Here is a 1,700-nt window from a genome sequence, read left to right as displayed (position 1 = left end):
CTCCATATCTATATCTTATTTATCCTCTCTATTCGCTTACTTAAATCCGTTCATTATATTCAATATTATCTTTTTGGTATAGGTTTCTAACCAATAGGAGCAGGGGAACGTATCTTATGCTTCTGTTAACTCAGAGGATCTTTCCCCGGATTTCAATATTTTGGTGCTGAATACCAGCGATTAAAAAGAAGCAAAGGGTACGTCCCTTTGCTTCTTTCATCTATAAACACCATCACATGTATTAGCCTGTGGTTCATAATAACAGTGCTGTTTAAATTGTCCTGCAAATGGTTGGTTGTACCATGTAGGTGGACATGGTGCATACGGATTAAAATACCAAAGTGCAAACTTAGATGGATGTTGTCTCCAATAGTCTAAGGTTTGTTTGGCTAGTCTTTTTTCTACTCCTCTTGCTCTGTTATAAAAAACATTTCCCTTTTGTACGGCTTCGAAAGAGTAATTTCCTCCTTGGATTTGAAAAATCACACTATAGATGGACCTTATATCTTTGAAATCCAGACAATTAGCGTTTAGTCGATTGACAACGACATTACCGACCATAAGCATCCCCAATTTCCCTTCACCTTCAGCTTCTGCCCTCATCAACCTCGCCATTAACGCAACGTCACTGTCGGTATATTTCACTCTTGGCACTTTTTATCACCTCTAAAAGCATTGTATTAATCAATGTCTGTAAAAATGTTAACGGGATTGGAATTAGGAGAAAGAAGCATGGGGACGTACCCAGTTTAAACGGGAAAACAGCTACAAAAGAAGGAAGCAGTGAGATGGGCAATGGAAATTTGATTTTACAAGAAATCGAGGCCTGACAAATATTGTCAGGCCTTTTTCCCGTGCATAAAAGAGTCATACCATTCATCCCAATCAAATCCGAGCGAGTAGGAAACGGACTTAGACTCAAGCTTTGAACAATCATGAATGCAGCTGCCGCCAACAATGAATTTAAGAGATGGATTCGTTTTGAGACATGACTGTATCCAGCTTTCAACCTTTTTAACAGGGGCAGGGTTTGTCATGGAAATCGCGACTACGGAAATGTTCTTCATTTTAATTAAATCAGTTAATCCTTCAACAGGGGTATTCGGACCCAAATAGATGACTTCGTTTCCTTTTTTCTTTAAAAATAAGCTGAAAATCATCAACCCGATTTGGTGATGCTCGCCTTCGGGACAGAATGCCATTACTTTCGGGAGCGCCGGATTCACGGGGAGAATCCTCAAGAACTGGGTGCAACGGTTAATGATGAACTGAGAAGAAAAGTGCTCCTGGGCCACGCTGATGGAGCCATTCTCCCATTCATCCCCAACTTTATACAGTACCTTAACCAATATGTGGTGAAACACCTCTTCATAATCAAACAAAGAAAAAGCGAGGTCAGCGATCCGGTTCGCTTCATGGGTATCAAGGTTAATTAATGCAAGGTAAAGCTTTTCCGTTAGCTCTTCGTATTTATTTTTCTCGGATGGAGGTGCGGCAGGAGCTGGAACATCTTCCTGTAAAAGTCGGACTGCGTCACTGATTTTCATATTCTTTTCGTGGATTTGTTTCTTGATCCACTTAAGGGTCTCTACATCTTTCTCGCTATATAAACGGTGTCCGCCCTCAGTTCGGGTAGGGGTTACCACATTGTATCGATTTTCCCAGGCCCTGATTGTAACTGCAGGGATATCCAATACTTC

Annotated in this window: 2 protein-coding genes; both read right to left on the bottom strand. The window is 40.9% G+C overall.

The genetic code is table 11. The features are described from left to right. Window positions 1–216: 216 nt before the first annotated feature. Window positions 217–654 carry a cell wall hydrolase gene (locus WB217_RS15235; RefSeq protein ID WP_423994087.1) on the bottom strand — a complete coding sequence of 146 codons (438 nt, stop codon included), beginning with the start codon at window positions 652–654 and terminating at the stop codon, window positions 217–219. 185 nt (window positions 655–839) lie between these two features. Then, window positions 840–1,700 (bottom strand): MerR family transcriptional regulator (locus WB217_RS15230; protein WP_423994086.1); only part of this gene is annotated, 861 nt, incomplete at its 5' end.

It is taken from the genome of Mesobacillus sp., assembly GCF_049588175.1.
Classification (GTDB): domain Bacteria; phylum Bacillota; class Bacilli; order Bacillales; family Cytobacillaceae; genus Mesobacillus.
Note: the sequence above shows the minus strand (reverse complement) of the source record. Positions and strands in the feature narration are given on the sequence as shown.